We start from the raw sequence: 9,042 nt of genomic DNA, 5'->3' as shown, positions 1-9,042 counted from the left end.
GGTTATGAGCCGACCGCTCTAACCAACTGATATAGAGGAAAGGCATAAATGCCTTAAACTCTATTCAAAAACTCTTGTTTTTATTGGGATTAGCTAATATCGATTAAACTTAATTAAAATGAGTTTGTGACCAAATTTGTGACCACTGTGCCCTGGAGAAATCCGGGGTTTCTTTTATGGATTTTTATATACAGACACAATTTAAGTAGTGATGATAAAAAATGCTACCCTGCAGATCATTGCGATCCGCAGGGCATTATTTGTAGTGTCCTTCGATTTTTATGTTGACTGTCAACTGTGTAATTAGACAACTACGATAGTTACTGTATAGATGCTACTTATATTTCATTGTCACAGATAAAAATGAATGTTCCCTTTAATTATACAGAACATTCGTTCTTACATAAAAGGGGGGAGTCAACATTTTATTAATAATTTACACTAAGGAAATTTTACCGCTTTTTAGATTATGAATGGATCGATGGTTTCTGACATCCTTCGTGCGCTCAAGCTCCGTCTCCCCGTACCTACCTCCAAATCAGATCCGGTAGTGTTAGAATCAACGTTGATGTGGTTGTTGTATCTTCCAGGTAAGAGGATATTGTACATTAAGATTTCTATCGCATTACTTTAATAAGGGCTCCGAGTTCCTCATGTCCGTAGCCAGCATCCAAAGCCTTCTTGAAAAGCCCTTGGGCAAATGCCGGAAATGCATTGTTAATGCCAGCTTCTTGAGCTTGTTCCAAGAGGAGCTCCACTGTCGTCATACACATATTTACAGAACTCTGTGGATTGTCGTATGTTTCTGTTTGAATCACTTCACTCTCATACTTGATGACATCACCGACAACCTGCGAGACATGAGCGATCATGGACCCGAAAGCATCCACGCGAAGGCCATCCGATTCAAGGATACGTGCCGCATGAAAAAAGCCGAGGTACGAACCAAATAGGTATGAAAGAAACGCTAATTCTGTCGAAGATGCTGCGCTAACCTGTTCACCAAGATAAGGCACATTTCCGGCCAGGCATTTAAGAAACGGCTCACTCTGTTGAAAAGCAGTTATGGAGCCTGATGTGAAGATTGTAGCGTCCGGTTTGCCCATCTGTGGCGGTGAAGCTGCTATGGCTCCGTCGAGATATTCCGCATCGTGTTCTCGAGCCCATGCTTCATTGTCACGTGCTTGCTGGGGGCTGCCTGTGCTCAACTGGACAAGAATGCGACCTGCGAGGGCCGGTTTGACCTCCTCTGTATCCAAAATACCGTATGAAGTCTTATAGTCAGAAACACAGATGATCGACACATGGCTTGCACTTATAGCAGATGCCGCACTGGGTGCAAGGATAGCTCCTTCCTTGACGAGCGGCTCCGCCTTTGCGCTCGACCGATTCCATACTGTTACTCGATAGCCATTTTGAAGCAACACTCGTGCAATTGCTGCGCCCATTGATCCCAAACCGATTACTGATACATTACTCATATTGTTTCCTCCATGTCATAAAATTCTTAATTTTAAAACGATTGTAGCGTTTTTTTGTTTATAAACAATCGTTCTCACGAGGGCTCTGAGGTAGCGGTTACGTAGAAATCCGTTGTCGCCATCTCTTTTCCATTTATTATTACGGATAGCCGATGTCTACCTGGATAATGCTTGCGGGTCGTCAAGTCCTTGAAATGATGGGCTCGCACGTATTTCCGCTCCACATTATCGTAGTTGTGTTCTGTTATCTTGAATAGCTTTCTCGATGTCGTACCGTTCGATTTGACAAAATCAATCCCATATTCGACCCGAAGCAGTTGGGCTACAGATGAGTTGGTTCGGATCGAAAATGAAAAGTTAAGACATTGGCCGATCGCCAGCATCTCTTCGTCAAGCGTCAAACCGCGTATCGTCACATCAGGCGAAGTCGTAAAACCAAACAAAGAAAGTACGTCTGGATCTCCTTTTCGAAGTAAACCACGACATCCGTGTTTGACAATCCAATCGGTCTGGAGGTTCTCTCCATACCAAACGCGGGCAAGTTGTTTAATCCGTTCGGGATGATCCTTGGATATATCGTTCAGATTATTAGCAACGCTTTTCTGCACATAGATGGATGAATCTCGCTTGAGTTGTTCCAATATGGGTATAATTGGCGACGGATCAACTTTAAATATGTCCAAGGCCATCGCCCAGGGTAATCGGGGACGGCAGCCCTCGCTGGCTAGCCGTCTGATGTGATGATCAGGATGGATCGCCCACTGAAGCATCTGGTCCATCATTCTAACGGGATCTTGCACAATAAAAGGACGAACGGCTAACTCCGAACTAGAAAAGAGTGTGAACAACTCCAGTGCTGGAATGGAATCCGTCCAATCGTCAAGTCCGTACACTTCTACAAAATCTGGAAATAACAAGTATTCGACTCCTATACATTGAGGAGCGATTTGGATCAAAACCGATAATGCTTCGCTATAGGACGTTGGCAGGGTCAGCCGCAAAGAAGCGCTTATATGCCGGATACGCTGTTTCAATTGTTTTTGTTCCCAGCTAGCATCGTAGATCAAGTTCAAAAACTTCGTTGAATCAAATGCCGGATACTTGAGTTTGACGATGGCTGTAAATTTGTCGAAAAAATCCAGATTATATTTACCCGCAAATGTATCACCCATATTCCATCTCCTTTCTTGGATTATCATCTAAATGTAAATTGAGCATAGGACTGGCCAACTTCCCAAAGTCCCTACATGTTCAAATTAGTCGGGATCAAATGCCGTTGCGTGATTTCCCTCGAATCAATCATTGAGACAAAATTTTGGAAAGCTGGTTCAGACTTGAGTTGCACCATTGCAGCTAATGCCATATCCATATCCGTCCAGTAAATAATGTCCGTCCATTGGATTTCATTTGGTGTATGTAGCAATGTACGTCCTTTAAACCCAGATACTCCAGTTTCCAATACCTCACTTAATGCAGCGGCTGCCTCGCAAAAGCGAAGTTTGTCCGTACCTTCCTTCAACTCGAACAAAACAATTTCCATCACGTATTGTTGATTTTTCTGCTCCATCTTTTTAATCTCACTCCGTCCTCATATTTGAAGATGTTATCGTCACACCTATTGGTCATAGTCAGTACTCGCCACTTGACCCTTACTCACGGAAGGATCAAGAACGGATTCACAGCGACATCCAGGTTATGCTAGCATAAGAATAGTTATACTTTAGTCTGAATTGCATATCCGAATCCTCCTAGGTGTGTAAACATTGACTTCGAGATTAAGCATACGGAATAATAGTGCCAGGTAATGGCACTATTAAAAAAGTTTTAAATATATGGAGGGAACGGTCCATGAACAAAGCTCAGCGACTCATTCAACTTATCATGCTGGTCAATGAACGGAAGCAGTTTACAATACAGGAGATGGCCGACGAATGTGGCGTTTCACGTCGGACGATGATTCGCGATTTAATGGAGCTGAGTGAACTGGGTGTGCCACTTTATTCCCAAGCAGGTCCCGGGGGCGGTTATCGCGTTCTACGGGAGAAGGTGCTTCCTCCCATTAGCTTTACTGAACATGAGGCAATCGCATTGTTTTTTGCCTGTCAATCGTTACACAATTACAAGTCTCTTCCTTTCAAAAATGAAGTGGATGCCGCATTGCACAAGTTTTTTCACTTCCTGTCAAGTGAGCTAAAGCAAAAGATAGAACGCATGCAACAACGGCTTGTATTCTGGATACCTCCACATGAGATGGAAGTTCTTTTCTTGAAGGAACTGCTCGAGGCTGCATTGGAGCAGTGCGTCGTCACTATCATATACGAAGCTTCTTCGCGCCGAGAAAGGAAGATTCAGCCACTCGGGTTATATACGATGAACGGGTTATGGTACTGCCAAGCTTACTGCTTCTTGGCAGGGGATTATAGGGTGTTTCGAGTAGATCGAGTTAAGGGTTTTTCACACGAGGCCGACCAAAGCATGAGAATGAATATGACAGAGGAGCACATTCAAACTTGGATCATGCGAATGGATGAGAGCGATACGTTGGAGCTTGAGGTGGATTTGACTCCGGAGGGTGTGAGACGATGCCGATCAGACTTATGGTTAACCCAGGGGATTGAGCTGCGTGAGGACGGCTCAGGCACGATTCGCACAATGATGAGCGCATCGTATACACCATGGACGGTACATTTTTTCCTCGGCTTTGGCATGGAGGCGAACGTGAAGCGTCCTCAAGTGGTGCGCGAACAAATACAAAGCAAGCTCCGGGAGCTAACCAGACAATACGAACTTTAGAGGAAGTGCACTCGAGACAAAAAAATATCGGTGCTATCAATAATTTTGTGTAATCTGATTTAGACGGAGCCCCATAAGGGGAACGCCTCCGTCAAGGCAAGTGTAGTCTAATGCGTTCTAGGAAAAAAGATGGACAACTGGAGGCGCATTTGGACCCGGTTATGGAAACGTTTATTAGCGCTATAGCAACTATCTTCATTATTTTTATAAGGTTGAATGACCCTGAAGGACTTTTGGATTTATATTGAAGAAAGCATAGATTTGTTGGGAGAGTTAGTGTAATTTGTAGCAGATGCACTTTCAGTAGAATAAAAAAAGCCTCTATCATCCTGGTAGAGGCTTTTACTGAAACAATGATACATATGTAGTTTTTCTAATAATATTTATGCAAGACAAAAACACCCCTTTACGGGGCATTAAGTATTAAAAATTTCAAAACGTCTTTTTAAAATCCAATTGTATCCTAAATTCAAATTCACTTCTTATATAATAAGAATCTGCAACCTTAACGCTGACTAGGCTCCATTTCTGGACTGGACCCTCACAATCAATTATGCAGCCAGCTAGATCACCACGGCGTTCAAGTATATATCTAAATACCTGTCCCTCATTTTCTTCTCTTTATATATTTCTTAATGAAATAAAACAAAACCAATCCCAGTAACACCAAGCCAAGTATAGCAATCAATAGAATTGCTGGATTCCCCACAGAAAAGTATGTATTTCTATACTGAAAGTTTTCATTATTCATAAGTATAGATTAATTAATTTGGAACATTATGTATATGTACTCTATATCACTGGTAATGAAAATTTTCCTGAACGCAACAAAATCCCGCCTACCACTTAAGGTTGACAGCGTACGTCTTTGAGACTATGTATGATGAAAAAAATCCGCCAGCTTGAGTACTGGCGGATTTAATAAGGTGCAGCCATATTGGGAGGTTTGAAACTTAAATCAAGAAAGTCTTAGAAATAATCACTAACAGGATAAAGAGAACCAGAATAGCTGCAGTAGAAGTAAAGCCTCCACCAAAGCCTTCAGCAAATCCACCCATCATAATTCCTCCTTTGTAATTGAACCCATTTTAGAAAAGACAGGCTTTTGTAATGATGACCAAAAGGATAAAGAGCACTAAGATTGCACCTGTGGATGTAAAGGCTCCACCAACAAAACGTTCAGGTTCACGTTCACCAACGCCGCAACAACGTTCTCCACGTACTTCGCCCATTTGTCAATTCCTCCTTTTTAATTGGATACAAAACTAAGATATGCGGGATTTGTATCGGCGCTTGGGTAAAGAAGAAACGAAAACAGTGAGCCTGTTGCGGAATCCGGCATTTCGTAAAAAACAAAAAAATACCCACCAGCCGAAGCCAGTGGGCAATAATTTTACTCTATTGTACGCCAGTTCAAATAGTCCCGTTGCTGATAGTCCGGCCAAGGCTCCAGACCACAACCGTAGAGTTATATCTAAGTCGGTGAAAGGATATGCTACAATCCCTATTAATAAACCTATAACAAAGCCAATCAAGGGCAACATATTTTTAGGCACATTAACTGAGACCTTCACGAACTGTATTCCTGCCAACACAAAAACGGTGATCACCGAGGCTAACGCCAATACATTAGTTAGGTTTTGATTGTCCATTGATTATTTAACCCCTCTCTTAAACAGACCAAGATTAAAAAACATCTGAATGATATTAAGCTCTAGCTTTGACTTGTCTGCTGATGTGGTTATCGCACCAGCTGCTTTAGCGGCTGTAATAGCCTCTGTATAATTGATGGCATATGTTTCCCTACCCGAGACGTTTAATCGCTTCTCTATTGTCGTTATGCGCTCATCCTGCTTCACTACGATTGCCTCTAACTCCTCAATTAACTAAATCTCAGACCTGCTACTAGCGATGTAGGTGCTGGGCTAAGAGCAACCGTATATGCGGTGCCTGTACCCGCCGTACTTTTTTTTAGAAAGGAGTTTCTATGCAAACCCTTGGCGGAAGAATTAAGAACCTTAGAGAAAAAAAGAACATCAAGCAAAAAGACTTGGCACAGCTTAGCGGACTCACAATCGTTCAGTTATCACGATATGAAACTGATGATAGAAAGCCAGATCCGGAAGCATTAAAAAATATTGCCGATGCTCTTGATACATCTGTAGATTATCTTCTTGGAAGAACTAACGATCCGTCACCTGTTCGCAAAGAAACTAACATGTCTTTTTATGGTGGTCCGGATAAATATACTCCAGACGAAATAGAAGAAATGGAAGCAGCTCTCTTACGCTATAGAGAGATGAAGAAACGCGCAGCTGAACAATCCAATCAAAAATTATAAGCAAATCCTCCAACCGATGGGGAGTATTTCAGGTGATCATGTGCAAAATGAAGTTAGACGAGGAGTTAATCAAGCAAAGCAAAGCGAAGAAGGTGCAAATTGGTTTTTTGCAGAAATATTCATTATTTCAGTGGTTACTGGCTTCTACTTCTCTTCATGGTGGGTTTTTGGTGGAATATTAATAGGCTCAATCCTACTTGCCGTTAATAAAAAAACTAGACTTGCTTTATTGATTTTATTAACTTTTGGCTGTGGCGCTGTAGGTTGGATCATAGGGTCGTGGTTTGATAGTTCGGGTCTGGAGGCTATCACATCTGGGCCAATCGTTGGATGGAGGATAATTAATCATCTAGTTAAAATTAAACAAAGCCAGCAATGGCTTTTCTTTTCACCACAAAACAGAACATATGTACGTAAATAAGGGGCTAATATATGAATTATTCCAACTATTTCAAAACTCCTCTGGAACAATGGATTGAAGAACAATACCGATCAAACGGTGTTTTTACCCCTCATGATCTTGATATAGACAAGATCGCACTGAGCTTCAAGGTAGATATTGTTTATTACGACAAAACAACTTTTAGCGAGAATGAAGAAAGAGTCATTTTTATAGACAACCGCAATGATCGCACAGAACAGCGCAAGGTTTTTTTTCATGAACTTTGTCATGTAATACGTCACTCTGGCGATCAACGCTGGATGCCAGACTTGTTTCGTGAAGCACAAGAGAATGATGCTGACCGCTTCACGAATCCCCTGTTTCAGGTCTTGACTACCTTCAACAACCCCGTATTCATTCATTGTATGGTCTAGAAGACTTCTCTCGCCCCCGAGCCTTAGTCATTGAGCAGCGTCAGGGCTTCAATTGGAACAAGCCACTGAACCTTAATATCGAGCGAAACTATAAACTACATAGTTCGTCATTCCACCGTTCTCGACATGATGCTACCGTTCTGCCTGGAGACCTCTCCCTACTTCCGAATCGTAAAGGGTATGTGACCATCAACTTATCTCGAGTGGCCTGGCGTCATGGTCAGAGTATAACAAGGCTGATTCTGCCTATGGATGCTATTGATGATGCGATTAACTTCTGAAGTAAGGATTTGAAGGGAGTGATGTAATACAGGATGGAATAATAAATCCCATGTAGGAGGACATCATGAAAGGGAAAGTTTTTAAAAGAGGAAAGACCTGGACTTATGTTGTTGATCTCCCGCCAGATCCAGCAACAGGCCAAAGAAACCAAAAAAAGAAGGGAGGATTCCCTTCACAAAAAGAAGCAGATCGTGCATTGGTTGCACTTCTCGCCAGCGTGCACAAAGGCGACTACGTTCCAGAAAACAATCTGACTATCACAGCCTTTTTCGAGATATGGCTAAAAGAATACGCCCTGCAGAAGTATAAAGCCACGGTTTTCGATGTTGAAGAATCGATTATTAATAGCCGGATTATTCCGGTTATCGGAAGACAAAAGTTGCAGCAAATCAAACCTCTGACCATCAACAGGTTTTATAATGGGCTACTTGAAAAGTATTCCCCTGATTATGTCCGACATATCCATGCTATCCTGCGTAAAGCATTCAGACAGGCTGTGAAGTGGGAGATGATTGCTTCGAACCCCATGGAAAAGGTAGAGGCTCCTAAGCTGCGGCGAAAGGAGATGAAGACCTGGAGTATGGAACAGTGCCTCCACTTTCTTGATACCGCTGAAGGTCATGTTCATTATATTGTTTTTTCCCTGGCCATCCATACTGGCATGCGTAAAGGAGAAGTTCTTGGCCTCCGATGGGGAGACATCGATTGGGAAGGCAAGAGCTTGAAGATTCAGCAAACTGTAAACTGGAAACCATCTAAAGGAATTATCTTTCAAGATACCAAAACATCAAGCTCAGCACGAAGAATACCGATAGGTGATATGCTGATTAGTGATCTAAAAGAGCGACTGCAAATTATAGAAAATGAAAAGCAAGAAATCCGGGTTGAGAATTAAAAAGACCATGACCTGGTTTGCTGCTATGGTAACGGAGAGCCGATCAAACCACGGCGGGTCACGGAGACCTTTGCTTTCTTGACAGAAAAATCGGAACTACCAAAAATCAGGTTTCACGATCTCAGACATTCACACGCATCAATGCTACTGAATAACGGTATCAATGCGAAAATCGGAGCAGAACGTCTTGGGCATAGCAGTGTTCAGATCTATCTTGATCGTTATTCCCATCTACTCCCCGATATGCAAAGAGATGCTGCAGACCTGATAGATACGAAGATGAAAATGAGCAAGAAACCAGAGGATCAAACAGCGCCGTGACCAAAATGTGACCATTTCCAATTTTTTCGCTTTTCCAACTCTTCCACTTCTACTTACAAGGGAACCTATAGACAGCAAAAAACCCTTACAAAGTAAGGGTTTTTGATAAGTGG

At 42.3% G+C, this 9,042-nt stretch carries 10 protein-coding genes and 2 pseudogenes; 5 read left to right on the top strand and 7 right to left on the bottom strand.

Annotated elements, in window-relative coordinates; translation table 11 throughout:
• Positions 1 to 617: 617 nt before the first annotated feature.
• The 3 genes from CA598_RS30295 to CA598_RS30285 all read right to left on the bottom strand — a co-directional run bounded on the left by CA598_RS30295 (position 618) and on the right by CA598_RS30285 (position 3,048).
• Complete coding sequence (locus tag CA598_RS30295; protein WP_094878899.1) at positions 618 to 1,481, bottom strand: NAD(P)-dependent oxidoreductase; 864 nt, start codon at positions 1,479 to 1,481, stop codon at positions 618 to 620.
• Between the two features lie 74 nt (positions 1,482 to 1,555).
• Complete coding sequence (locus tag CA598_RS30290; RefSeq protein WP_094878898.1) at positions 1,556 to 2,653, bottom strand: DNA alkylation repair protein; 1,098 nt, start codon at positions 2,651 to 2,653, stop codon at positions 1,556 to 1,558.
• Between the two features lie 71 nt (positions 2,654 to 2,724).
• Positions 2,725 to 3,048, bottom strand: coding sequence for a hypothetical protein (locus tag CA598_RS30285; protein ID WP_094878897.1), 324 nt, complete (start codon positions 3,046 to 3,048; stop codon positions 2,725 to 2,727).
• Positions 3,049 to 3,329: 281 nt separating this feature from the next.
• Between CA598_RS30285 and CA598_RS30280 the strand changes: the two genes are divergently transcribed.
• The gene (locus CA598_RS30280) at positions 3,330 to 4,274 is read left to right on the top strand and encodes a helix-turn-helix transcriptional regulator (protein WP_094878896.1); all 945 of its coding nucleotides are present in this window, start codon (positions 3,330 to 3,332) and stop codon (positions 4,272 to 4,274) included.
• Between the two features lie 953 nt (positions 4,275 to 5,227).
• Here CA598_RS30280 and CA598_RS32775 read toward each other — a convergent pair.
• From CA598_RS32775 to CA598_RS30270, 4 genes and pseudogenes are all read right to left on the bottom strand, one after another.
• Complete coding sequence (locus tag CA598_RS32775; protein WP_373455856.1) at positions 5,228 to 5,335, bottom strand: YjcZ family sporulation protein; 108 nt, start codon at positions 5,333 to 5,335, stop codon at positions 5,228 to 5,230.
• Between the two features lie 27 nt (positions 5,336 to 5,362).
• Complete coding sequence (locus CA598_RS32495; RefSeq protein ID WP_179283803.1) at positions 5,363 to 5,506, bottom strand: hypothetical protein; 144 nt, start codon at positions 5,504 to 5,506, stop codon at positions 5,363 to 5,365.
• Positions 5,507 to 5,671: 165 nt separating this feature from the next.
• Positions 5,672 to 5,926, bottom strand: a pseudogene (locus tag CA598_RS30275) (holin); the annotation flags it as partial.
• A 3-nt stretch (positions 5,927 to 5,929) separates the two neighbouring features.
• Positions 5,930 to 6,133 carry a hypothetical protein gene (locus tag CA598_RS30270; RefSeq protein WP_094878894.1) on the bottom strand — a complete coding sequence of 68 codons (204 nt, stop codon included), beginning with the start codon at positions 6,131 to 6,133 and terminating at the stop codon, positions 5,930 to 5,932.
• Positions 6,134 to 6,261: 128 nt separating this feature from the next.
• Here CA598_RS30270 and CA598_RS30265 point away from each other — a divergent pair, with 128 nt between their 5' ends.
• The 4 genes and pseudogenes from CA598_RS30265 to CA598_RS30250 all read left to right on the top strand — a co-directional run bounded on the left by CA598_RS30265 (position 6,262) and on the right by CA598_RS30250 (position 8,929).
• On the top strand, positions 6,262 to 6,615 hold the full coding sequence (locus tag CA598_RS30265) for a helix-turn-helix domain-containing protein (protein WP_094878893.1): 354 nt from the start codon (positions 6,262 to 6,264) through the stop codon (positions 6,613 to 6,615).
• A 40-nt stretch (positions 6,616 to 6,655) separates the two neighbouring features.
• On the top strand, positions 6,656 to 7,036 hold the full coding sequence (locus tag CA598_RS30260) for a hypothetical protein (protein WP_094878892.1): 381 nt from the start codon (positions 6,656 to 6,658) through the stop codon (positions 7,034 to 7,036).
• An 11-nt stretch (positions 7,037 to 7,047) separates the two neighbouring features.
• Positions 7,048 to 7,431, top strand: a complete 384-nt coding sequence (locus CA598_RS30255; protein WP_094878891.1) for an ImmA/IrrE family metallo-endopeptidase — start codon at positions 7,048 to 7,050, stop codon at positions 7,429 to 7,431.
• Positions 7,432 to 7,777: 346 nt separating this feature from the next.
• Positions 7,778 to 8,929: pseudogene (locus CA598_RS30250) on the top strand (tyrosine-type recombinase/integrase).
• Positions 8,930 to 9,042 lie beyond the last annotated feature (113 nt).

Source organism: Paenibacillus sp. VTT E-133291, from assembly GCF_002264395.1.
Lineage (GTDB): Bacteria > Bacillota > Bacilli > Paenibacillales > Paenibacillaceae > Paenibacillus_AQ > Paenibacillus_AQ nitricinens.
Note: the sequence above shows the minus strand (reverse complement) of the source record. Positions and strands in the feature narration are given on the sequence as shown.